The organism is bacterium (genome assembly GCA_024742285.1).
Classification (GTDB): Bacteria; Myxococcota_A; UBA9160; order UBA9160; family UBA4427; genus UBA4427.
The window spans coordinates 142,888-165,599 of record JANSYR010000013.1; the positions used below are offsets into that span (position 1 = coordinate 142,888).

The following is a 22,712-nucleotide window of genomic DNA, read 5'->3' on the forward strand; positions in this document are numbered from 1 at the left end:
CGAGAGAGGCCCGGCGATCCGGGTGGGGACGAGAGCGTGTCCGATCGCGTCGACCTGAAGGCCGAGCTCGAGAGCCGGTCGATCCCGAACGACATCCTGCACGAGATCTGTCAGCACGCCCTCGACGTGGTGCCGGAGGAATGCTGCGGCCTTCTGCTCGGTGACGAAGAAGGCTGGGCACGAAGGGTCGTGCGCATCACGAACGTCATGACGAAGATGCACGTTTCCGATCCCGAGGCCTTTCCGCGCGATGCGCGTCATGCCTACTACATGTCCGAGGTCGAGTACCTGAAGGCGGTCCAGGAGGCCGAGGCACGGAGCGAGCGCGTGACGGCCGTCTACCACTCCCACGTCGGGCACGGCTGCTACCTGTCTCCCGACGACGTGGCTTTCGCGACCCATCCGCTCTTCCCGTTTCCCGAAGCTGCCCAGATCGTCGTCTCGCTGCTGGACGGGAAGGTCAAGGAGGCGGGGGTCTTCGAGCCGCGCACCACGGCGACGGGCGCGCCGGGCTTCGTCGGACGCTTCCTCGAGGCGGTGCCGTGAGTCGGACGAGCGTATTGCAGGCGGCGGCGGCGCTCGCGGGCTCGGGGCTTCTCGCGGCCGCGTTCATGGCCTGCGCGTCCGCGCGACTTCAGGTCGACGACTTGCCGGAGGAGAAGATCGCGCTCCTGCATTGGGAGGACCGCGCCGGGCAGAAGCGGATGGAGATCTTCGGGAAGCTCGCCGAGATCCCGCCGCTGCCGGAGGACGAGGACGATCCCGAGCGGCAGGAAGAAGCCCAGGTTCGCGCCTACCTGCGCGCCGACGAGCTCCTCCAGATCCGCCCGCAGACGGCGAAGTACCCGGGACGCGTGATGCTCCTGGACCCGCGGACCGCGGAGCTCGAGCACGTCGAAGAGGCGCCCCGCGACGCGATCCCGCTGGCCTGGTCGCCGGATCGGACGCGACTGCTCCTGGCCTCGAGCCATCGCGGGGGCAAGGAGCAGCTCTACGAGCTCCACCTCGAGCGTCGGGACCTCGCCCCTGTGACGTTCGGCCCCGCCGAGCATCCGCGGGGCGGCTACGGCCCGGACGGGACGATCTATGCTCACCGGGTCCGGCGGACGAAGGCGATCGGTGCTTCGGCCAACACCCTCCACCGGATCGAGCCCGGAGGTCGCGCGGGTCCGGCCCTCGCGAAGGACGTCTCGCCCGGGACGGTCCGGATCCTGGCGGATCCGGCCCTGGCGGTCTTCGAGCAGGTCGTTCCGCGCCCCCGGCGCAACGGCCCGACCGTCTTCGAGTCCTTCATTGCGACGGCACCGCTGGCGGCGCGGGGAGAGAAGACGCTGTTGCTCAAGGGACGGGAGCCGACGCTCACCCCCGATGGGCAGTGGATCGTGTTTGCATCGCCGTCCACGGCGGGCTATCGACTGCGGCGCATGCGGCCCGACGGCACCTCCCGGGTGCCGATCGGCCCCGGGGGCACCGAGGAGCGGATGCCGACCGTCTCTCCGGACGGCGACTTCGTCGCTTTCGTGCAGACAGGCTACGGACGCCGCCGATTGACGGTGCGGCGCTTCGACGGCAAGGACGAGCGCGTCCTGCTCACGTCGGGATGGTCCGAGTATCCGGTCTGGTAGCCGAGCCCCCGACCCCGCGCAGAACCGACAGACCCGAAGCAGACGCCCAGGCGCCCGGTGATTCTCCGGGTGGCCCAAGGAAGGATATTCGAATCATGAGCCAGAACGATCTCGTCCCGGTCCACGGCGGCCTCGAAGAGCCGGTGGATCGCCTCGTGCCCTTCAAGGACAAGGCCGCCTTCCTCTCGGAGGCCGAGGGCCTGCCCGCGATTCGGGTGACCGACGCCGACCTGGCCACCGTCTACCGGATCGCCGATGGCGCGCTCTCGCCGCTGACCGGTCCCATGAAGAAGGCCGCTTTCGATCTGGCCCTCGACGAGAAGGTCGTCGAGTCGAAGGGCGGGCGGTACGCCTGGACGATTCCGATCGCGCTGCCGCTGACCGATGCCGAAGCCGGCTCGCTCACCGCGGGCGGCGCCTGCGCGGTCAAGACCGAGGACGGCCAGGTCGTCGCGATCCTCTCCGACCTCGAGGTCTTCGACTGGGACAAGGCGAAGTACCTGACGAGTGTCTACGGAACCGAGCGCGTCGACCATCCGGGCGGTCGGATCGTCGACAACGACGAGCGCACGAAGCTGATCGGCGGTGAGCTCCGCGCGCTGCCCCAGCGAGCGAACAAGGAGTACGGCGAGTTCATGCTCTCGCCGAAGATGTGCCGCGCGTTCATCGCGGACAAGAAGTGGGAGCGCGCCCTCGCGTTCCAGACGCGCAACCCGCTCCACCGCGCCCACGAGTACGCGCTGGTCTACGGCGTCGAGCAGCTGACCGCGGCGGGTCATTTCGCCGGGGCCGTGCTGAACCCGCTGATGGGCGAGCTCAAGGGCGACGATGTCCCGGCCTCGACCCGGATGCTCTGCTACCGCAAGCTGCACAGCGAGCGCCTGCTGGGCGAGGGCGACAAGGACGAGGCGATCTGGGAGAAGGCCGGCTACGACATCTCGGACGTGTTCGAGCTGATCGGTCTGGACATCAAGATGTTCTACGGCGGTCCCGCCGAGGCGATCATGCACGGCATCTACCGCCAGAACTACGGCTTCTCCGACATCGTGATCGGCCGCAAGCACGCCGACGCGCCCTTCGAGGACGGGGAGGCGATCTGGGGCGACTTCGACGCGCATGACATCTTCGATGCGCTTCCCGGTCAGCTGGCGATCCAGCCCTGCAAGGTTGGCTTCGCGGCGTTCTACGAGAGCCTGGGACGCGTCGACCTGACCGAGCGCCACCCGGACGAGAAGCCGTTCTCGATCTCGGGCACGAAGGTCCGTTCGATGCTGCAGGAGGGCGAGCGCCCGGATCCTCGGATCATGCGGCCGGAGACCTCGGACGTGCTGATCGAGGCGTACAGAAACTAGTCGGCGCTTGCGCGCCGCTCGACGCGTCCTTTCTGGACGCGTCTTGCGCTGAGGGCTCTGGTCGGGGTCGGCCCCACCGAAGCGCTCGAGGAATCGACGGGGATCGTCCGGGAGGGCGGTCCCCGTTTGCGTTTCGGTGTCGGATGGCGAGAATCGGGTCATGCGCTTCCTCGGACTTCGACCGATCTTCATGGCGGCCGCGCTCGCGGCGGCGGCTTGTGCCGGGTCCGAAGGGCCCGTTCGACTCACGCATTCGAGCGAGACACCCTGGGTCGAGCTGCGCAGCGCCCGCGGCTATAACGGGTCGGCCGCGGTGAAGGCCATGCCGACCGAGGTCGAGCGGATCGACCGGGTGCTGCGCAACCGCGCCGTCTATCGGGAGCCGGGCTTCGGGTTCGGGCACCTGATGCTGGGGTCGGGCGCGCTCTATCCCTATCACGCGCACGCGGCGCCCGAGGCCTACCACGTGCTGTCGGGCGTCGCCGAGTGGAGCGTGGACGGCGAGACGCGACGCGTCGGGCCCGGCACGACGATCTATCACGCGCCCTACGCGGACCATCGCTGGGTGACGGTCTCCGAAGAGCCGCTGCGCGTGGTCTGGGCGCAGTGGGTCCCGGACGGGGATCGCAGCGGCCTGATCGCGGACGCGGTTCGCCGGCGCGGAGGATCGACGACCGGCAATTTCTTCGAGGGCGAGCGTCGTTCGGTGTCGCTCCTGCCGACGAAGCTCGCGGCGCCCGTCGCCGACGTCCCGCCGGGCACCGTGCTCGACGAGATGCGTCGCAAGCGCCTCGAGGCGCGGCACGTGGAGCCGTCCCGGCCGGCGGTCCGCATCTTCGTCGACAGCTTCGGGATCCCCTGGAACACCGAGCAGGACGGCGTGCGCTGGCGGGCGGTCTTCGGGACGCCGGACCTCGAGTGGGGACACGTCGAGATCCGCGGTCCGGGGCAGCGTGAGCTTCCGGCCTCCTCCGCGCCGTGGCTGCTGCACGTGCTCTCGGGCGAGGCGCGGGTGCGGATCGCCGACGGAGGCGATCTCCGCGTCTCGGCGGGCTCGTCCGTCGTCGTGCGTCCCGGCGAGCCGCTCGAAGTCGAGTTCGAGAGCGAGGACCGTGACGCCTGGGACCAGGTCCCGCCGCTGCGCGCGCTCTTCACCCGTTGGGCTCCGGATGGCGACATGAGCTACTGGGCGCGCGACTACTTCCTCGTCGAGCCGATGCCCGAGCCCCCCGCCGAGGCGACACTCCCGAAGGACGTGTCGTTCTTTCCCTAGGCGCGCGGCAGGGTCGCTTCGCCCGCGCGCGGGATCGCGCGGGGAACGCGCGGTTCGAGGCGCGTCGTTGACACGCCCTGGTGTCGCTGTACTCTGGGAAGGCGCTACTGATAGATCTATCAGTAGCGCTGGGTGGTCCGATTCTCCCGACTCGGATCGCCTGCCTGCCTCGAGACGGTCGGTCGGCCGTCACCAACAGGTCTTCACGCCCATCGACCCGAAGCCGCGCTGCGGCAAGGCGGTGAGGTCCACGTGGACGGCCTTCGGATTGCGAGCGACGCCCGAGCGGGCGCGAGCGCGCGATCCGGTACCAGGGGAGACGCGCGATGAGCGACGTGAAGACGAACGGGATCGAGTTCGACGAGTTCATGAGTGAAGCCGACACGGTCATGTGGGTCGGCGAGCGGGACCCGCGCCTGCGTTCGACGATGGTGAGCGTGTGGGTGCTCGATCGAATGCCTGCGATCGAGGACTTCGAAGCGATGCTCGCGGATTCGGTCGAACAGATTCCGCGCCTGCGTCAGCGCGTCGTTCGCGACGCCTACGAGATCGCGCCGCCGCGATGGGAGTTCGATCCCAACTTCGACCCCGGCTTCCACTTCCGGAGGTCCCATCTCGGCGGGGAAGGCGAGCTCCGCGACCTGCTCGACCTCGCCGAGCCGATCGCGATGCAGGCCTTCGACAAGGATCGTCCGCTCTGGGAGTTCTACCTCGTCGACGGGCTCAGCGGCGGCCGCGCCGGCGTGATCATGAAGCTCCACCACGCCGTGTCGGACGGCGTCGGTCTCGTGAACATGACGAAGAGCATGATCGAGCGGACTCCGGACGAGGGCCGAAAGCGGCGGACCGGGCGACGCCTGGCCGACCTCGAGGTGCCCGAGCCGGCGACCCGGCGGGAGCTCGTTCGCGGGGCGATCAAGCACCGCGTGCGCCGGGCGACGGAGAACGCGGGGCGGGTGCTTCGCGGTGCAGCGGATCTGGCGGCGGATCTCGTGACGAAGCCGTCGGAGACGGTCGGTCGCGCGAGCGACATGGTCGGTTCGATCGGACGGCTGCTCGAGCCGATCACGGAGCCGAAGTCGCCGGTCATGCGCGATCGCGGCATGGCGCTCTCGCTCAGCGGCTTCACGGCCTCGCTCGCCGGCATGAAGAAGACCGGTCGCGCGATGGGCGGGTCGGTCAATGACGTCTTCGTGACGGCCGTGGCGGGTGGCCTCCGGCGCTATCACGAGCACTTCGGCGCGAGCGTCGACGAGCTCAACATGATGATGCCGATCAACATGCGAGCGAAGGACGAGAGCGGTCGGAAGGCCGGCAATCAGTTCGTGCCGTCGCGCTTTCTCGTTCCCGTCGGGATCGAGGATCCCCTCGACCGGATGGAAGCGATCCAGGACCGAATTCGGGAGCAGCGGGGCGAGTCGGCCCTCGGCTACGTCGAAGACATCATGACCGTGATGAACCAGCTCCCCGACGCCGTCATGCAGGGCGTGATGGAGGGGATGACGACCGCCGTCGATTTCGTGACGAGCAACGTTCCGGGCCCCCGGTCCGCGACCTACACCGCCGGCGCGAAGATCGAGCAGATGTTCCCCTTCGGCCCTCCCGCCGGTGCGGCCGTCAACATCACCCTGTTCAGCTACGACGGCACCTGCCACGTCGGCATCAACGCCGACCGCGCGGCAGTCGAATCCCCCGAGCTCCTGCGCGAGTGCATCGAGAAGAGCATGGTGGAGCTGCTGTCGAACTACCACGAGGAGTAGCCGCCTTGGCAGCGCGTCGTACGAAGAGGAAGAAGGCGGCGTCTCCGCGGACACGGATGTCGCCGGATCAGCGTCGCGCGCAGCTGCTGCGCTGCGCGCTCGAGGTGTTCGCGAACAAGGGCATCCGGCGCGCCGGCCACGCCGAGGTGGCGAAGCTGGCGGGCTGCGCCGTGTCGACCGTGTTCCTCTACTTCGACACGCGGGAGGCGCTCGTCGACGCCGTGCTCGACGAGGTCGAGACCTTCTACACCGACCTCGCCGGCCGCGCGCACGCGTCCGCGCGGCCCGCGACGGAGGTCCTGCTCGATCACGGGCGCCGCTTCCGCGCCTCGATCGAGTCGCATCCCGAGCACGCGCTCGTCCTGCTGAACTGGGCGGCGAATGCGCGCAGCCGGGTCTGGCCCCGCTACATCGCGCTGATCGAAGACATGGTGGAGAACCACCGCAAGACGATCGAGCGCGGGATCGCCGAGGGCGACCTCGACCCCGCCGTCGATGCCGAGTCCGCAGCGCGCATCATCATCGGGTACGCGCACATGACGATCCAATTGCGCCTCGCGGACTTCGAGCCGGAGCGCGCAGAGCAGATTTCCCAGAGGATGGTCTCCGCCGTCCTGTCTCCGCCCAACCCCCTGAAGGACGCCGCCGCCTGACGCGCGTCGTCGAGGAGTCCGCCATCCATGGATCAGCTCACGGGTCTCGACAACAGCTTCCTGCTGATGGAGACCGGCGCGGCCCTCGGCCATGTCGGCTCCTACGCGACGTTCGATGCGTCCGATCTCGCCCAGGGCGAGTTCTACGCCGCGTTCCGCAAGACGCTCGAGGAGCGCCTCCACCTGCTCCCCCCGTATCGCCGCAAGCTCGCGGAGGTCCCGCTCGGGCTCGATCGGCCCTACTGGGTGGAGGACGAGGACTTCGACCTCGACTTCCACGTCCGACACATCGCCGTCCCGGCGCCGGGTGATCGCGAGCAGCAGGCGGCGCTCGTGGCGCGCCTCCACAGTCGTCCCCTCGACCGCGCCCGACCGCTCTGGGAGGTCTACGTGATCGAAGGGCTCGCCGACGGCCGGGTGGGGTTCTACTCGAAGGTCCACCACGCCACCATCGATGGGGTCTCGGGTTCGCAGATGATGGAGAAGCTCCTCGACCGCGATCCGAACGGGGATGTCGTCGAGCCGCCGAAGACGCCCTGGGTGGCGGATGCGACCCCGAGCCAGGGAGAGATGCTCATGCGGGGCGCCGCCGGCGCCGCGACCCATCCGGGCCGCATGGCGCGGACCCTCTACCGGACGGCCCGCGGCGTGTGGGAGAGCAACGAGCTGCTCGCCTCCGCGGCGCAAGGGCTCGGCCTCGATCGGCTACCGCTGACCCGGTCGATTCTCAAGCGGCGTGGGGCCGAGATCGACGCCGATCGGATCCCGCAGGCGCCGGCACCGCGGGCCCCCTGGAACCTCTCGATCACGCCGCACCGACGCGTGGCCTGCTTCTCGCAGCCCCTCGCCGACTACAAGCACGTGAAGAAGGCCTTCGGGACGACGCTGAACGACGTCGTCATGGCCGTGACCGGCGGCGCCCTGCGGCGCTACCTCGAGTCGCACAGCTCGCTCCCGGAGGATCCGTTGAAGGCGATGGTGCCGGTCTCGGTGCGCAGCGAGTCGGAGGCCGAGGTCTACTCGAACCGGGTGGCCAGCGTGATCTCCGAGCTCGCGACCGACGAGAAGGACCCGGTCGAACGGCTGATGCGGATTCATCGCGCGATGCAGGCGGCGAAGCGCATGCACGCGGCGACGCCGGCGACGTTGCTCCAGGACTGGACGGAGTTCGCGATGCCTGCGCTCCTCGGGCAGGCCCAGCGGATCGCCGCTCGGACCAAGATCCTGGATCGGCTGAACCCGCCCTTCAACGTGATCATCTCGAACGTGCCCGGGCCGCGAGAGCCGCTCTATCTGGCAGGCGCCGAGATGAAGGACTACTTCCCGGTCTCCGCGATCACCGACGGTCAGGGTCTCAACGTCACGGTGATCAGCTACCTCGATCATCTCGACTTCGGGCTGATCGCCTGTCGCGAGCTCGTCCCCGATCTCCACGACCTGGAGTCGGACTTCGACGAGTCTCTCGCCGAGCTCGTGCGACTCGCGGGCGAGGCCCGGAACTGACATCTTCTCGACAACGCCAACTGGAGAGGAACCCACCATGGCCGTACGCAAGAAGGCCGCCCGCAAGGCGGCGAAGAAGAAGACCACCCGACGTTCGCGCATCGGCGCCGACGCGATCGACGACGCCCTCTCCGGCCTCGAAAAGGAGATTCCGCGCTTGATCCGGAGGCTCCGGAAGAATCTCCGGGACCTCGAGAAGCAGGCGGACCGCGCGCGCAAGGACGGCGAGAAGCGCTGGCGCGACGCCGAGAAGCAGTTCCGATCGGATGCCGACGAGCTCCGGAAGCGGATCGAGGAGCTCGTGGGCGTCTCGAGTGGTACGAAGCGCAAGGGGGCCGCGAAGAAGAAGAGCGCCAAGCGGAAGGCAGCGAAGAAGTCGACGCGGAAGGCGCCGAAGAAGCGCGCGTCCGGCCGCTAGGCTCGGGCCAGGCGGTCGCCTAGACCATCCGGATCCGGGGCTCGCGGGCGTGGGCGAGGAGCGCGTCTCGCTCGTCGCCATCGGCCGGGTGGACGCCGTACCCGAACGCGAGGCCGATGCGGACCGGCTGGTTCAGGTTCTCGTCCTTCGACACGACGTCGGCCACCGCGCGAGCGAGCTCGAAGACGCGCTCGCCGGGGGTGCGCCCCGGTTCCGGCATCAGGACCGCGAACTCGTCGCGATCGATTCGAGCCAGCACGTCGAACTCGCGCAGGTGGGTCTGGAGCGCTTCGGCGAGCAGGCGGGCCACGTCGGACGCGTGGTCCGCGCCGGCCTCCGCGGTCAGCTCTGCCCGGTTCTCGAGCTTGCAGACGCAGAGGGCGAGGGCGTCCTCACGACCCGCCGCGCGCGCGATCTCCTCGCCGAGGCGCTTGTCGAGGTAGGAGACGTTCGGGAGCCCCGTCTCGTCGTCGAAGTTCCGGTTCTGTCGGTTCTCGCGGTGGCTCATCGCGTGGTCGAGCGCGCGCTCGACGTAGGACACGAAGCGACCGAAGACCTGCAGATCCTCGTCGTCGAAGCGGCTCGCGAAGAAGCGGTCGAGGGCGACCTTGTCGTAGATGGCGATCGAGCCGATGACCTCGCCGTTGCGCTTGAGGGGCGCCGAGAGGACGGAGCGCATCTCGTCCACGTGCTCCGAGAGGTTCGGGTCGAGGCTCGCGTCCTGGGTCAGATGAGCCGTCCGGCGGCGGATGGCGTCGACGGTGACGGCCTTGTCGAGGCGAAAGAGCGCCTCCTGCGCCGGTCCGTCGGCGGCTCCGAAGTACGAGCGGATCGAATAGCGTCGGGTCGTGGGGTCCTGAAGGCGCAGGATCGCGTGATCGGCCTCGAGGATCATCGACGCCGACGAGGTGGCGAGCCTCGCGACTTCGTTGGGCTCGGTGCACGAGAGCATGCGGATCGAGGTCTCGTTGATCGCGTTCACGCGCTCGGCCTGGCTGGCCATGCGCGCTTCCTTGTCGCTGGCCGCGATCGTGTCGGCGGCTGCGGCGGCGATCTCCTGCCAGCTCTCGAGGTTCCGGTGGCTCGGGCTGCTGCCGGCTCCCGAGGCGGCGGGCTTCGCGCCCATCTGCAGGGAGAGCAGACCGACGAGGTGGTTCCCGGCGAGGAGGGGCAGGGCGGCGTAGCCGATCCGCCCGTCTTCGTGCCGGAGAACGGCGGCGCGCTGGTTGCGGAGGGCTTCGCCGTCGACGCCGATGCCCGCCTCGAGGCGGTACTCGCCGCCGAAGCCGCCTCCGGTGAGCGAGGTGGCGACCATGCGGAGTCCGCCGTCGGCCTCGCGGAGGTAGAGATGGGCGATCCCGCCCGCGGCGCGCTCTGCGACGAAGCGGCAGAACTCCTCGAGACGGTCGTTCAGGATCGCGGGGCCGCGCAGGATGCGCTGGACCTCGCGGACCGCGTCGTAGCGCGCGGCCTGGGTCCGCAGGCTCTCGTGCTCCTGGGCGCGGGCGATGATCTGCGCGTCGAGGCTCGCGAGCTGCTCCATGAACTGGAGATCTTCGTCGCCGAAGACGTCGGCACGATGGGAGTGGTGGACGTTGAGGACGCCGAGGACCTTCCCGTGGTGGATCAGCGGGACGCAGAGCGCGGACTCGACGTCGACGCGCTCGCGCACGAGGTCGTAGCTCGAGGGCTCCGCCTGGCCGCGGATGTGGATGGGCCGCCCTTCGGCGGCGACGCGACCCGAGATGCCCTGACCGAGCGCGACGCGGATCTTGGGCCAGAGCTCGGGCTCGACACCCTTGGCGACGCGGATGCGGAGCACCCCGGCTTCGGGATCGAGCAGCATCAGACTGCCGCCTTCCGCCCCGGTCACGCCGACGGCGATTTCGAGCATCCGCTCGAAGAGCTCGTCGGCTTCGACGGTCAGGTCGACGCTCTCGACCACTTCGTGGAGGGCCTGGAGCAGCTCCGCCTTGCGGTCGCGCGGCGCGACGCCGTAGCCCCAGAGGAGACGGGCGGTGAGCGGCGTGACCACCTGGAGGGCGGTACGCGGGCCGGCGGGGACGTGCGCTGCGAAGTCTCCGCTCGAATCGATGATCGCGTCGAAGTCCTGCTCGGCGAAGAACGCCGTGGCGTCGTCGACGAGGAGCGGAGCCACCGCGTGGGCGAGGGCGGTCCCGATCCCGCGCGCGCGCTCGAGGGCGTCGGCCGCGTTCGGATCGTAGATCCGCGAGACCTCGACTCCGGGATTGCCCGACAGGAGGCGCAGGAGTCGCAGGGACTCCTCGCTGGCGCCCCAGATGCCGAGCCGGCGCCGCATCAGTCGGTGCCGTCCTGGCTCGCCAGCGCGTCGAGTCGCAACGAGAGAACGACGCTTCGCGAAGTCCCGTCCTCGTCGCCGAGCACGAGCGGCAGGCGAACGCCGCCGTCGGCCTCGACCGTGGCCTGGCCGACCGACACGACGCGCAGAGCGCCTTCGGTGGGCTTGGAGGCCGACGCATCCTCGGCCCATTCGGCCTGCCCCCCGTCGAGGTCGAGCTCGACGGCGGCCAGCGTCTGGAAGTTCTGGTCCTCACCTTCCGCGAGGATCGCGCTCTCGAGCAGCTCGGCCGTCGAAGTCGCGTTCGGATCGTCGTCGAGCGCCACGGCCTCGAGGGTGGGTTCGAGCTCGAGCGCTTCGACCTCGGAGGATTCGTCGATCGCGATCTCTTCGATCTGGGGCAGGGCCTCGGGCTCGGGGGGCGCGGCCGGCCTTTCCGGGGCCGCGGCGCCCTGCGCCGCCTCGGCCGCCACCTGCGGATCGATTTCGCCGCTGCTGCCGCGGCGCGCGCGCACGACATGCTTCGAGATGGTGGTCAGCGTCGGGAGGATGCCGTGGCCGGTCGTCGCGATGGTCTCGAAGACGGCGGCCTGATCGAGTCCGATCTGGCGATGGAGGTCTTCGATCGCGAAGGGATCGGCGACGTCGCGCTTGTTGTATTGGAGCACCAGGGGGAACGCGTCGAGTCGCCGGCCGTAGGCGGCGAGGGACTTCTTCAGCTCCTCGAGGGCCGGGCCGTTCTCCCGGATCTTCTCGGGCGAACAGTCGAGGACGAGCACGATCCCGTCGACCTCGTCGAGGAGCTGCTTGCGGGTCATCGCCTGGTCCGGCGCGCCCGGGACGGCGACCAGCTCGATCTGGGTGCCGACGCCACCGACCTCGCCGAGGGTGATCGGCAAGGCTTCGTATTGGACGGTGGGGTCGAGGCGGGTGGGCTCGCGCCGCAGCTCGCCGCGAAGGTCCTCGCGGAGCTTCGCGTGGATCGTCTCGAGGGTCGTCGTCTTGCCCGAACCTTCGATGCCCCAGAGCAGGATGCGTGCGTTGACTTCGGACATCTTCAGACCTTGCCCTTCTTCGTGAGAATGCGGCGCGCCTGGGCGCTGATGTTGCTGGACACGTCCTTGCTCTTCATGAGCGTGCGAAGGTCCTTGTCTTGGAGGTAGTTGATGAACTTGATCGCGACCGGCTGCGGCGTCTTCGGGTTCGTCACGAGCGCGACCTTGATCTGGTAGTTCTTGGTCCAGTCCCGGTTGCCGGAGATGATGCGCAGGAGCTCCTCTCCGATGGAGCGGTTCTGGGCGAAGCCGATGACCTCGGTCTCGGTGATCTTGGGGCTGCCGAGAACCGAGGTCGAAACGATCTTGTTGCGGTCCTTGATGAGCAGCGCGCGGGCTTCCTTTCCGCCGACCCGGGAGAGCTTGATCTTCTGCATCACGGTCATCTTCTGGACCGCGGCGTAGAGGCTGCTCTCGAGCTCTTCGTCCTCGAGGTCGTCGTCGTTCTCCTGGGCGAGGAGCTTGGCGACGTCGCTCATGCCCTCGCCGAGCATCTCGAGGACGGCGGCCTCGGCGTCGGCCTCGTCGATCTCTTCCTCTTCGGTGGTCTCGCGTTCCTCGAGTCCCAGGAAGGTGAGGATCCGTTCGATGACGGCGCGTCCGGTCAGCGGGTTCGCGCCGAGGGCGTCGACGATCTCCTCGCAGCGCATCATGCGCTCCTGGTTCTGACTGATGATATCCACGACCCGGCTGTGGGGCAGCGTGGCGAGCCAGGCGATCGTCGTGTCGTCCGTCGCCGGATTGAGCGAGAGCGCTTCGCACCACTGCTCGTTCTCCTCGTGGACCCGGGCGAGGACCGAGAGCAGGGCGGGGTGGGCGGGGCCGGAGACCACGGTGCCGAGGACGTGCTCCGGGAGCTCCTCGAGGCTCTTTCGTGCCCTGTCCTTGACCGAGGTATCGGGATCGTTCGCGAGCACGAAGAGGACCGTCGCGAGCTCGATCGGCTCGAGGGGCAGGGCGCCGCGTGCCGCCATCTGGCGGGCCTCGAGGGGCGCGTCCCGCCGGGCGTACTTCTCCGCCTGGGCGGAGAGCTTGAGCTTCACCTTGACCGAATGGTCCTGAGTCTCTTCCGACAACGCGCGTCACTCCCGACCGCGTCCTCCCGGAGTCCGCGGCGATCCGACGCCACGGAGTACTCCGCGGCGCATTCGTCCGGAGAGTGCATCGGTCAGGCAAGAAGCCGACTTGATGGCGAGGGGATCAACCCTCGGGTCGGTTCTTCTCGAAGAGGATCCGCAGGCCGTCCAGGGTCAGGAAGGGCACGACCTGGTCGATGGCCTTGCTCTCCTCCGCGATCCGCCGGGCCAGGCCCCCGGTCGCCACGACCCGGGCGTTCGCCCCGAGCTCCTCGCGGATCCGCCCGATCATGGAGTCGACGAGCCCCGAGTAGCCGTAGAGGAGGCCCGATTGCAGTGCGCCCGTCGTCGTTCGACCGATGACGGACTTCGGCCGCGCGATCTCGACCCGGTGGAGCTTCGAGGCGCGCTCGAAGAGGGCCTCCATCGAGATGTGGATGCCCGGCGTGATCACGCCGCCGAGGTACTCGCCGCGCTCGGAGATGCAGTCGAAGGTGGTCGCGGTCCCGAAATCGACGGCGATGATCGGACCTCCGAAGAGCTCGTAGGCGGCGACCGCGTTCACGATCCGGTCGGCACCGACCTCGTGCGGGTTCTCGTAGCGGACCGGCATGCCGGTTCGCATGCCGGGGCCGACGATCTGCGGGGGCTGGCCGAAGAGCTTGGCCGAGACGCGCTCCCAGATCGGGACGACGGGCGGGACCACGCTCGAGAGGATCACGTCGGTGATCTCGCTCGTCCGTCGGTTCTCGGTCGCGAAGAGCGCGGAGAGGGAGATCACCAGCTCGTCGGAGGTCTGCTCGCGATGGGTGGAGACGCGCCAGTGCTGGGAGAGTGTGCCTTCCCCCTGCTCGTCGTAGTCGTAGACGCCGAGGGACACGTTCGTGTTGCCGACGTCGATCACCAGGAGAACGGGGGAGCTCACGGGATTTCCTCTCGCGGGGCGTGTTCGGGAGACGGGGCGCGTTCCGGGAAGGGGCGAATCGGGGGGACGGCGCCACCGGGCCGGGAGTTTTGCGGGCCAGGGGGGGCTTCGCCAGCGGCAGCCGAGAGAGCCGTCTCAGGCGCCGCCGGAGCCGCGCCGGCGCTTCGAAAGGGTGACGTCCCCCGCCATCACCCGGATCGTTTCGCCGGTTCGGGGCCCCTCGGTGATCTCGACCTCGAGCGCACCGTCCGGCGCGATCCGCCGGGCGAGCCCCTCCACGCGACCGCCGCCGATCTCCTCCACCCCGATCGCTTCGTCGGTCATGCGGAAGAAGGCCTCGAAGCGCGGCCGGATCGCTTCGAAGCCGCCGCGGGCATGGAGCTCGAGCTGGGCCTCGAGGCGCTCGAAGAGGTGGCGCGTGAAGGCGACCCGGTCGACCGGCGCGCCGATCTCACTCGAGAGGCTGGTGGCCAGCTCGCGGAACTCGTCGGGGAAGGTCTCGCGGTCGACGTTCAGGTTCACGCCGATGCCCAGGACCGCGAAGGCGATCCGCGTCCCTTCGGCGCTGCTTTCCATCAGGATGCCGGAGGTCTTGCGTCGGCGGATGAGCACATCGTTCGGCCACTTGATCTCGACTGCGTCCTCGTCGCCGAGGAAATGCGCCACGCTCTCGGCGACGGCGACCGCGGCGCAGAAGATCAACGTCGGTGCATCGGCGATCGAGCCGGTCGGCCGGAGCAGGATCGAGGTGTAGAGGTTCTGATTCGGCGGCGAGTAGAAGGTGCGGCCGAGGCGACCGCGGCCCGCGGACTGGGCCTCCGCGACGACGACGGTCCCGGCCCGAGCGCCCTCGCGCCCGAGATCGAAGGAGACCCGGTTGGTCGAGTCCGTGTCGTCGAGGTGCTCGTAGGTCCGGCCGACCCAGCGCGTGTCCAGGCCCCGCTGGACTTCGTCGGCGAAGAGTCGGTCGGGCACGCCCGTCAGCCGGTAGCCGCCGCCACGCTCGCCCTCGATCGCGTAGCCTCGCTTGCGCAGCGCGCCGACGTGCTTCCACACCTGCGCTCGGGTCACGCCGAGCTGCGTCGAGAGCGTCTCGCCGGAGAGCGGCTCGTCGCCCGCTTCCCGAAGCGCTGCGAGCACCGATTCCGCACCGGTCATCTCGTGCCGCCGTCCTCGTCGACGAGGTCGATCTCGAGGGCGACGTCCGCGGAATCGACCGAGTGGGTGAGGGCGCCCATCGAGATCCGCGCGACACCGGTCTCGGCGTAGGCGCGCAGATTGTCTTCGTGGATGCCACCGGAGGCTTCGAGGACGACGTCCTTCGCGTGCTTCTCGACGATGCGTCGAATGGTGTCCGGGTCGAGGTTGTCGAGGAGGAGGAAACGCGCGCCGAGCTCGATGGCCCGGTCGGCCATCGCCTCGCTCTCGACCTCGATCTGGACCGGAACGCCGGCGGGCGCCTTTCGGACGGCGCGTTCCACCGCGGCGTCGAGGCTGCCGGCGGCGGCGATGTGGTTGTCCTTCACGAGCAGCGCGTCGAAGAGGCCGATCCGGTGGTTCACGCCGCCGCCGACCGCGACGGCGTACTTCTCGAGCATCCGCCATCCGGGCGTCGTCTTGCGGGTGTCGACGAGATCGACGGGACAGTCGGCGACGAGATCGACCAGTCGGCGGGTCTGGCTCGCGATCCCGCAGAGGCGTCCCATGAAGTTGAGGGCGGTCCGCTCGGCGGTCAGGATCGATCCGTAGCGTCCATGGATCCGCAGCAGCGGCTGTCCGGGCGAGGCGAGGCTCCCGTCCTCGACGTCCGGGGCGACGATGACTTCGAGATCCCCGTCGACGCGACGGAAGACCTCGCGCGCAACGTCGAGGCCGCAGACCACGAGCGACTGTCGGGCCTCGATCCGAGCACGTCCTTCGCGGGCCGCGTCGACCGTCAGCTCGCTCGTGAGATCGCCGGAACCGACGTCTTCGGCGAGCGCGAGGTCGAGCAGCACGGACCAGTCGTCGACCGACGGCGGCGAGGGGCGGGGATGCGCGGGGATGGACAAGGGACGGGCTCTCCGTGCGACCTGTCGTGATCGCGCGGCGAGTCTATCGCAGGCCAGCGGCCATTCCCGCCGAGCGCGAGCCCCCTTCGCCGAGCGCCCGCAGGCGAAGCACGAAACCTCCCGAGCAGGAGCCCCCTTCGCCGAGCGCCCGCAGGCGAAGCACGAAACCTCCCGGGCGGGAGCCCCCTTCGCCGAGCGCCCGCAGGCGAAAACCTAGTCGCCTTCGCCCTTCATTTTGCGGATCTCTTCGCGGACCAGGGTCTCGGCCATCTCGGGGATGACCTCCCACGCGATCTGCTCCACCCGGCCGATGACCTGCTTCACGATCGTCTCGGAGAGGTCCGAGAACGCTTCCCAGGCGACCTTCTCGAGGGTCTCCTGGATACGCTGCTCGACCATCGGCGAGAGGTCGGCGATCCGCGCGTCGGGCGCCGTCGCCGGCGGCGCGCCGATGGCGAAGTCGTCTCCGGCCGGCTCCTCGTCCGCGTCGATCGCGGGCGGCGTGAAGGGTTCCGCCTCGAGGGGCGAGGCGTCTTCTTCCTCGATCTCGAGGGCGTCGGTCGGATCCGCCGCCTCGGACTCGTCCTCGAGATCCGACTCGAGATCGGGCGCGAGCAGATCGTCGTCGACGTCGAGGTCCTGGCCTGCGCCGAAGGTGATGTCGGCCGGATCCGCCGTGGCCGTCGGAAGCTCGTCCAGCGGCGAGCCGGTGGCCAGGTCATCGAAGAGGTCGGTGTTCCCCGTGATCGGCGCAGCGGACCTGGATTCGGCCGGCGTCGCGACGGCGGGCCGATAGGCCTCCGGAAGCTCCGGGACCTCGACGAGGGCCTCGGGCTCCGGGATCGGCGCGGGGCGGGCTTCGTCTTCTTCATCGGCCGTCGGCGCCGTGGCGAGGTCGCTCGACGAGACGTCGTAGCCGGCGACGATCGTCTCCGCGGCGGCTTCGCGCGCGACGGCGGCGGGTTTCTCGGTCGGGGAGTCGATCGCGTCGTCGGGGATCGGCGCCTCGGTCGCCCCGAGGATCGCCGACTCCGAGATGTCCATCAGCGAGGAGAACGAATCTTCGCCGATGTCCGCGGGCGGCGGCTCGGCGGCCACCTGCTCGGAGACGTCGAAGGCGAAGTCGACGGAGCCGCCGGTCACGCTCGAGGGCGCGAGTCCCAACGGATCCTCGTCGTCGAGGCCCTGGACGACCGTCGCGTCCGGCTCCGGCGTCTTCGGCAGGTCGAAGGGGTCGCGGGCGGGCGGTGTCCCGAAGTCGGGCGCCTTCCTCGAAGAGGGGGCTTCTTCTTCGAGGGCCGCGTCGAGATCGGCCACGACCGTCGTGTCGGCCGGAATCGCGGTGTCGGAGATCACATCCGGCGAGGGCGCCGTTGCGCGATCCTGATCGATGTCCGCCGAGGGGACGTGGACGGTCAGGTCCTCGAAGCCGCCGGACGGTTCGTCGCCCGCCGCATCCCCGAGATTCGGGGAGGTCGAGGCATTGAGCTCGTCGGTGGCCACGAGGATGGTCGGCTCCCCCTCGGTCGGGACGGCATCGAGGGCCGCGTCGAGGTCCACCGGGCGCGCTGCAGGCAGCGGGTCGGCGGGTCGTTCTCCGACGGCAGGGCGCTCGAAGGGATCGGAGGAAGCAGAAGAGGTGGCGGAACGCGGCGCTAGGGGCGCCATCGGCGGGAGATCCTCGTCGGGCAGGACGGCGACGGTCGCGTCGTCCAGCTCCTCGCCGGCGGAATCGCGCTCTTCGTCCATCGACGCGCCGAGCGCCATCGTGCCGCCCGCCTGGTCGAGCTCCTCGGCGGCGCCGTCACCCGGCGCCCCGAAGAAATCGCTTCCGGGGGCGTCTTCGGCATCGAGCTGCGGCGTCAGGTCGAGGCTCGGCGCGGCGGTGGAGGTGTCGCCGCCGAGCTTCCCGTCGTTGGCGCCGAAGAGGTCCTTGGAGGCGGGGGTGCTGCCGAGGGAGGTCACGACCGTCTCTTCGCCGTCGCTTTCTGCGGGGGGCGCGGGCTTGGCCTCGGCCTCGATGACCGGGCTGGACTTGGCAGCCCGAACGGGAGGCGGTGACGGGGCCGCGGCCGCTTCCGTGATGACCTCGTTCACGCGCTCGACGAGGGCCTGGGCCTCGAAGGGCTTGGTGATCTGCCCGTTCGCACCGGCGGCGGTCGCGCGCGCCTCGTCGAACGCCTCGAAGGTTCCTGTCAGGAGGAGGACCGGGGTGCCGGCGAGGGCGGGATCCTGCTTGATCGCCTCGCAGACCTCGTACCCGGACTTGCCGGGCATCACCACGTCCGCGAGCACGACGTCGGGCTGGATTTCCCGGGCCATGGTCACGGCGTCGTCGCCGTTGTCGGTCGAGACGATCTCGATCGACTCGTTGGCGAATGACAGACCGACCAGCTTCTGGATGACGACCGAATCGTCGGCCAGCAAGAGCTTCTTGGACATCAGGACCCCCCCCTAATCGGGCCCTGAGGACCCGAATCCAGCGGCGAGCGTACCGCTCGATGGGCTTATCGTCGCGATGTTGCGCATGATTGAATGGTTTTTTGCCGGTCGGTGAGGGAAAACCTGGGGGCCCCGGACCGATCCGGCCGCGCGAACGGGACGGGGGCTTCTCGGAGTCAAGCCCCTTCGATTCCCCTCCGATAGGACCCGAATGAGCGCCACGCTGCCCGTGGCCCGAGGAGAAACGACCGGATGCTGCTTCGCTCGGCTGCGAGCACCCACGTCGGCATGCGCCGTGAGGCGAACGAGGATCGGTACGCGATCGTGCCGGAGCTCGGGCTCTATCTGGTGGCGGACGGGATGGGCGGCCACAAGGCCGGGCAGGTGGCGAGTCACCTCGCCGCAGAAGGGGCGATCCGCGCAATCGATGCGCTCCAGGGGGCTTCGGTCAGTCTCGCCGAGCGACTTCGCCACGCGGTGGCCTGCGCCAACCGGGAGATCTTCACCGCGGCTCAGGCCAAGCCCGAGCTCGGCGGGATGGGCACGACCTTCGTGGGCATGCTCTTCGGGGGCGAGCGTCTGGCCCTCGCCCACGTGGGAGACAGCCGCGCGTACCTCCTCCGGCAGGGCCGGCTGCGCGGTCTGACCGACGACCACTCGATCGTCGGCGAGCTGCTCCGGCGCCACGAGATCTCAGAAGAGGATGCTGCCCAACACCCCCACCGTCACGTGCTGACGCGCGCCCTGGGCGTTCGCCCGCGCACCGAGCCGGACCTCGCGGAGATGACGCCTCAGGAGGGGGACGTCTTCGTACTCTGCAGCGACGGACTGACCGGGCACATCGACGACGAAGAGATCGCCGAGCGCATCGCGAACGAGGACGACCTCGAGGCCGCGGCCGCGGGCCTCGTCGACGCCGCCAACCGCGCTGGGGGCCAGGACAACATCACCGTCCTGCTCGTCCGCTACGAAAAGGACGACTGAGCGCGCTCTCGCACGGGTGCCGATGGAGGCCGTGCTTCGTCTGGGGGCGGACGGGCACCGTGCTCAAACATCCTCGGCGCGAAGAAAGGCGTGCTCGGACGGGTTTCTCGTCGCGCCTGCGGAACTGCGCGCGGCACCCGTCCGCCCCCAGCCTGCGGGCGCTTGCGCTGGGCGCTGTGGACACGCTCCCTCGTTGGGAATCAGGGGGACGCGCCGTGCCGACTCGACCGCCTGCGATCCCCGTCGGTCGGGGTTGGGGGAGCGCGTGCGCCGCGCGCAGTTTCGCAGCGCGCGCTCGATCGCCGATCAGAGACGGGCCCCCTGCGCGCGAGACTGTTTGAGCACGGTGTGCGTGCTCCCCCAGCGTTGGCACGGCACCCAGCGGCGGTGGGACGCGAGAATCAGCGGTCGACCATGCCCTTGAGCTTGGAGCGAAGCCGCATGACCGCCTTCGTGTGGATCTGGCACACGCGTGACTCGGTGATGCCGAGGATCCCGCCGATCTCCTTCATGTTGAGATCTTCGTAGTAGTAGAGCGAGACCACGAGGCGCTCCTTCTCGGGGAGCGAGCCGATCGTGTCGGAGATGACGTGCTTCGTCTCCATCAGCTTGAGGGAGGCGAAGGGGTTCTCCGAGTTCACGTCCTCGATGATGTCCGCGAAGGTCCCGGCGCGCTCGCCGTCGGAGTTCGTGCCGCGGATCTCTTCCAGGTTGACGAGGCTGATGCCGCGAACCTGGTTGATCAGCGTGTGGAACTTGTCGATCTCGAGTCCGAGGGAGTCGGCCACCTCGTCTTCGCTCGCCTGGCGACCGAGTCGCTGCTCGACCTCTCCGTAGGCGCGTTCGAGCTTGCGTCCCTTCTGGCGAACCGATCGCGGCACCCAGTCGAGGGAGCGGAGCTGGTCGAGGATCGCGCCCTTGATCCGAAACTCCGCGTAGGTCTTGAACTTGCAGTTCTTCTCGTGGTCGTACTTCTCGATCGCGTCCATCAAGCCGATCACGCCGGTGTTGTGGAGATCGTCGAGGTCGATGTGCGACGGGAGCCGGACGGCGATCCGGTTCACGATGTACCGGATGAGCGGGGTGTGCTCGAGGACGATCTCTTCTTTGAGGGGCGGCGGGATCTCGTCGAACTGCTCCCGGGCGTCGCGCATCCGAAGTTCCATTTCGCCCATCTCGACCGTCTTCTCAGTCATGTGCCGCCCGTTTTCTGCTGCGAGGGGGGAGTCGCAGCACCGCCCGAATCGAAACCGAGGCGGAAAATGAATTGGTGAGCCTGCGATCGTTCGCGCTCGGTCTTGCACGAGCGCTGCGATACGGACGCACCAAGAAGCACGGGACGTGCCAACGCATGCGGCTTTCTGGGGGAAAACCTCGATTTCGCAGCCACTTGCACTCGGCTGGAAAGCGCGGACGGGGAAAGCCGAGCGATCCTCGACGCTTGCCGTGGAAAGCGCATTCCGCCGGAGCGCACGTTCGTCGATCGGCTGCCTGCCAATCCGGATGGCGGCTCTCGGCGGCCGCCGGCAGAAGCGTCAAGGACCCGACGATTCGCCGTTTCTTGCATTGCAGATTGATTCAGGGTGAAAGGGCCTTCGGGGTTCGACGAGCCCGGTGGTGCATCGACCCCCGAGGTTCGCCGGAACGTTCCGATCCACCTTTGCTCGCGTCCCACGCGAATGGATCCAATCGGATCGCAAGGCGAACCGGCCGAATCCCATGCCGATGGAGGGGCGGGGGCGTGGGAGGGGCCCGGTGTTCCGGGCTAGAGAAAGCGAAGCGGCGCGGTGCGGGACGAGGAGACCACGGCGGGAGGAGGGCTAGCCGCCCTCGGGCGGGACGATGCCCCGCTTCTTGATCTTCTCGATCAGCGTCGTGCGGTTGAGCCCGAGGAGTCCGGCGGCGCGGTTCTTGTTCCAGTGGGTGTGGTCGAGGGCCTGCTCGATCAGCTCGGTCTCGAAGCGTCCGACGACGGCGTTGAAGTCGACGCCGGTCGACGGCACCCGCGGCGCAAGGGTCTGGGAGATCGGTTCCGCCCGGATCTGGGCGGGGAGGTCCTCGACCTCGATGTCCCCTTCGCCGACGAGGACGGTCAGGCGCTCGGTGACGTTCTCGAGCTCGCGCACGTTGCCCGGCCAGTGGTAGTCCATCATCTGCTGCATCGCTTCGTCGGTGATGCCCGCGACCCGGGTGCCTCGTTCGGACCGGGCCCGGTCGAGGAAATGGTGGACGAGCAGCGGCAGGTCCTCGATCCGCTCGCGCAGGGGCGGGACCTCGACCGGCAGGACGTTCAGGCGGTAGAAGAGGTCCTCCCGGAACTCGCCGGTCTCGATCATGTGCGAGAGGTCGCGATGGGTCGCCGCGATCACGCGGACGTCGACCTTCTGCGTCTTGGACGAACCGACCGGCTCGAAGGTCCGCTCCTGCAGCACGCGCAGGAGCTTGACCTGCAGGCTCGGGCTCATGTCGCCGATCTCGTCGAGGAAGATCGTGCCGCCGTGGGCGAGGGCGAAGCGCCCCTCGCGATGGTTCACGGCGTTCGTGAACGCGCCCTTCACGTGTCCGAAGAGCTCGGACTCGAGGAGCTCTTCGGGGATCGCACCGCAGTTGACGGTGACGAGCGGTCGCTCGGCGCGACGACTGTTGAAGTGGAGCGCACGCGCCACGAGTTCCTTGCCCGTGCCGCTCTCGCCGGTGATCAGGACCGTACTCTCGGTGTCCGCGACCTTCTCGACGACCGAGAGGGTCCGGCCGAGGCTCGGGCTCTTGCCGATGATGCTGTCGAACTTGTGGCGGGACTGGAGCTGGCGGTGGAGTGTCCGGTTCTCGCTCTTGAGGCGGCCGTGCTCGATCGCCTTGTCGACGAGCTTGCGCACGACGTCGAGCCGTTCCTGCTCGAAGGGCTTCTCGAGGTACCAGAAGGCGCCGGCCTGCAGGGCTTCGAGGGAATTCTCGGGCGTGTTGTACCCGGTCATCACGATGCACGGCAGGTCGGGAGCGACGTCATGGATCTGGCGCACGAGCTCGAGCCCGTTGATGCCCGGCATCTGGATGTCGCAGAGGACGAGGTCGATCCGCTCGCTGGCGACGAGGGTCAAGGCCTCTGCGGCGTCGGGGGCCGTGACCACCTGGTGGCCGACGCGCAGCAGGATGCGTTCGAGGGCACGGCGATACAGCTCCTCGTCGTCGACGACGAGGACGGTCGAAGGGGACAGGGACTGCAGGGTGGTTCTCCGCCTGGCGGAGGGGGCTGCCGAAGTGTAACGCAACCGTTT

The 22,712-nt window shown here is 69.0% G+C and carries 18 protein-coding genes; 9 read left to right on the forward strand and 9 right to left on the reverse strand.

Annotated features, from left to right (window positions below; genetic code table 11):
• Positions 1-36 precede the first annotated feature (36 nt).
• From NXI30_21560 to NXI30_21595, 8 genes are all read left to right on the forward strand, one after another.
• Positions 37-546, forward strand: a complete 510-nt coding sequence (locus tag NXI30_21560; GenBank protein MCR9096816.1) for a M67 family metallopeptidase — start codon at positions 37-39, stop codon at positions 544-546.
• Positions 543-1,625: a hypothetical protein gene (locus tag NXI30_21565; GenBank protein ID MCR9096817.1), complete on the forward strand. Its 1,083-nt coding sequence runs from the start codon at positions 543-545 to the stop codon at positions 1,623-1,625. Before NXI30_21560 ends, NXI30_21565 begins: the two co-directional genes overlap by 4 nt.
• Before the next feature lie 95 nt (positions 1,626-1,720).
• Positions 1,721-2,977 carry a sulfate adenylyltransferase gene (locus NXI30_21570; GenBank protein ID MCR9096818.1) on the forward strand — a complete coding sequence of 419 codons (1,257 nt, stop codon included), beginning with the start codon at positions 1,721-1,723 and terminating at the stop codon, positions 2,975-2,977.
• A 160-nt stretch (positions 2,978-3,137) separates the two neighbouring features.
• Complete coding sequence (locus tag NXI30_21575; GenBank protein ID MCR9096819.1) at positions 3,138-4,250, forward strand: dimethylsulfonioproprionate lyase family protein; 1,113 nt, start codon at positions 3,138-3,140, stop codon at positions 4,248-4,250.
• A 326-nt stretch (positions 4,251-4,576) separates the two neighbouring features.
• Positions 4,577-6,010 carry a wax ester/triacylglycerol synthase family O-acyltransferase gene (locus tag NXI30_21580; GenBank protein MCR9096820.1) on the forward strand — a complete coding sequence of 478 codons (1,434 nt, stop codon included), beginning with the start codon at positions 4,577-4,579 and terminating at the stop codon, positions 6,008-6,010.
• Between the two features lie 5 nt (positions 6,011-6,015).
• Entirely contained in the window at positions 6,016-6,663 is a 648-nt protein-coding gene (locus tag NXI30_21585; GenBank protein MCR9096821.1) for a TetR/AcrR family transcriptional regulator, read from the forward strand.
• 27 nt (positions 6,664-6,690) lie between these two features.
• Entirely contained in the window at positions 6,691-8,166 is a 1,476-nt protein-coding gene (locus NXI30_21590; GenBank protein ID MCR9096822.1) for a wax ester/triacylglycerol synthase family O-acyltransferase, read from the forward strand.
• A 37-nt stretch (positions 8,167-8,203) separates the two neighbouring features.
• Positions 8,204-8,584, forward strand: a complete 381-nt coding sequence (locus NXI30_21595; GenBank protein MCR9096823.1) for a hypothetical protein — start codon at positions 8,204-8,206, stop codon at positions 8,582-8,584.
• 19 nt (positions 8,585-8,603) lie between these two features.
• Here the strand turns inward: NXI30_21595 and NXI30_21600 are convergent, their stop codons facing one another.
• The 7 genes from NXI30_21600 to NXI30_21630 form a co-directional block, all read right to left on the reverse strand.
• A complete protein-coding gene (locus NXI30_21600; GenBank protein MCR9096824.1) occupies positions 8,604-10,904 on the reverse strand; it encodes a GAF domain-containing protein in 2,301 nt (766 codons plus the stop codon).
• Positions 10,904-11,959: an ADP-ribosylation factor-like protein gene (locus tag NXI30_21605; protein MCR9096825.1), complete on the reverse strand. Its 1,056-nt coding sequence runs from the start codon at positions 11,957-11,959 to the stop codon at positions 10,904-10,906. Before NXI30_21605 ends, NXI30_21600 begins: the two co-directional genes overlap by 1 nt.
• Positions 11,960-11,961: 2 nt before the next feature.
• Entirely contained in the window at positions 11,962-13,035 is a 1,074-nt protein-coding gene (locus NXI30_21610; protein MCR9096826.1) for a hypothetical protein, read from the reverse strand.
• Positions 13,036-13,159: 124 nt separating this feature from the next.
• A complete protein-coding gene (locus NXI30_21615) occupies positions 13,160-13,960 on the reverse strand; it encodes a type III pantothenate kinase (GenBank protein MCR9096827.1) in 801 nt (266 codons plus the stop codon).
• A 135-nt stretch (positions 13,961-14,095) separates the two neighbouring features.
• Positions 14,096-15,118, reverse strand: a complete 1,023-nt coding sequence (locus NXI30_21620; GenBank protein ID MCR9096828.1) for a biotin--[acetyl-CoA-carboxylase] ligase — start codon at positions 15,116-15,118, stop codon at positions 14,096-14,098.
• The gene (gene nadC / locus NXI30_21625) at positions 15,115-16,011 is read right to left on the reverse strand and encodes a carboxylating nicotinate-nucleotide diphosphorylase (protein MCR9096829.1); all 897 of its coding nucleotides are present in this window, start codon (positions 16,009-16,011) and stop codon (positions 15,115-15,117) included. Before nadC ends, NXI30_21620 begins: the two co-directional genes overlap by 4 nt.
• A 213-nt stretch (positions 16,012-16,224) precedes the next feature.
• The gene (locus NXI30_21630) at positions 16,225-18,453 is read right to left on the reverse strand and encodes a response regulator (GenBank protein ID MCR9096830.1); all 2,229 of its coding nucleotides are present in this window, start codon (positions 18,451-18,453) and stop codon (positions 16,225-16,227) included.
• A gap of 252 nt (positions 18,454-18,705) precedes the next feature.
• Between NXI30_21630 and NXI30_21635 the strand changes: the two genes are divergently transcribed.
• Entirely contained in the window at positions 18,706-19,437 is a 732-nt protein-coding gene (locus NXI30_21635; protein MCR9096831.1) for a Stp1/IreP family PP2C-type Ser/Thr phosphatase, read from the forward strand.
• Positions 19,438-19,838: 401 nt separating this feature from the next.
• Here NXI30_21635 and NXI30_21640 read toward each other — a convergent pair whose 3' ends face one another.
• Together NXI30_21640 and NXI30_21645 are read right to left on the reverse strand one after the other, a co-directional pair.
• On the reverse strand, positions 19,839-20,633 hold the full coding sequence (locus tag NXI30_21640; protein ID MCR9096832.1) for a FliA/WhiG family RNA polymerase sigma factor: 795 nt from the start codon (positions 20,631-20,633) through the stop codon (positions 19,839-19,841).
• A gap of 624 nt (positions 20,634-21,257) precedes the next feature.
• Positions 21,258-22,706 carry a sigma-54 dependent transcriptional regulator gene (locus tag NXI30_21645; protein MCR9096833.1) on the reverse strand — a complete coding sequence of 483 codons (1,449 nt, stop codon included), beginning with the start codon at positions 22,704-22,706 and terminating at the stop codon, positions 21,258-21,260.
• Positions 22,707-22,712 lie beyond the last annotated feature (6 nt).

What these genes read in the sequence shown, in the direction of transcription:
- NXI30_21570 (MCR9096818.1), top strand. Translation starts at nt 1,721, where the DNA reads ATGAGCCAGAACGATCTCGTCCCGGTCCACGGCGGCCTCGAAGAGCCG.
- NXI30_21575 (MCR9096819.1), top strand. Translation starts at nt 3,138, where the DNA reads ATGCGCTTCCTCGGACTTCGACCGATCTTCATGGCGGCCGCGCTCGCG.
- NXI30_21580 (MCR9096820.1), top strand. Translation starts at nt 4,577, where the DNA reads ATGAGCGACGTGAAGACGAACGGGATCGAGTTCGACGAGTTCATGAGT.
- NXI30_21590 (MCR9096822.1), top strand. Translation starts at nt 6,691, where the DNA reads ATGGATCAGCTCACGGGTCTCGACAACAGCTTCCTGCTGATGGAGACC.
- NXI30_21595 (MCR9096823.1), top strand. Translation starts at nt 8,204, where the DNA reads ATGGCCGTACGCAAGAAGGCCGCCCGCAAGGCGGCGAAGAAGAAGACC.
- NXI30_21600 (MCR9096824.1), bottom strand. Translation starts at nt 10,904, where the DNA reads ATGCGGCGCCGGCTCGGCATCTGGGGCGCCAGCGAGGAGTCCCTGCGA.
- NXI30_21605 (MCR9096825.1), bottom strand. Translation starts at nt 11,959, where the DNA reads ATGTCCGAAGTCAACGCACGCATCCTGCTCTGGGGCATCGAAGGTTCG.
- NXI30_21620 (MCR9096828.1), bottom strand. Translation starts at nt 15,118, where the DNA reads ATGACCGGTGCGGAATCGGTGCTCGCAGCGCTTCGGGAAGCGGGCGAC.
- NXI30_21630 (MCR9096830.1), bottom strand. Translation starts at nt 18,453, where the DNA reads ATGTCCAAGAAGCTCTTGCTGGCCGACGATTCGGTCGTCATCCAGAAG.
- NXI30_21635 (MCR9096831.1), top strand. Translation starts at nt 18,706, where the DNA reads ATGCTGCTTCGCTCGGCTGCGAGCACCCACGTCGGCATGCGCCGTGAG.
- NXI30_21640 (MCR9096832.1), bottom strand. Translation starts at nt 20,633, where the DNA reads ATGACTGAGAAGACGGTCGAGATGGGCGAAATGGAACTTCGGATGCGC.